1 protein-coding gene is annotated in these 252 nt (G+C 57.1%); it reads left to right on the forward strand.

From position 1 onward, the window contains the following. Positions 1-57 precede the first annotated feature (57 nt). Positions 58-252, forward strand: a 195-nt coding sequence (locus tag P9217_RS30290; RefSeq protein WP_278088340.1) for a hypothetical protein, incomplete at its 3' end; no start/stop codon positions are given.

Raw genomic sequence — 252 nt, forward strand, 5'->3', positions numbered from 1 at the left:
GCTGTCTCGCTGAGCGGAATTTTTGACACGGAAAGAACGGCTACGGCAGGATATGTAGTGCTGGAGGCCACAGTCGCCACGGACCTCAGCATCACAGGCTGGGCTCTAGCCATCGTCACGGAGTCAGACACAAAAGAGGTCAGGCTGACCACTAGTGGCACCCCCCGGCAAGACAAAATTCGACTACTCATCGGCAAGATCACCCTCGATGGTTCAGCGCCCACCGCATGGCAGTCTCTCTATACCAGCGTG

It is taken from the genome of Mesorhizobium sp. WSM4989 (genome assembly GCF_029625795.1).
Taxonomy (GTDB): Bacteria; Pseudomonadota; Alphaproteobacteria; order Rhizobiales; family Rhizobiaceae; genus Mesorhizobium.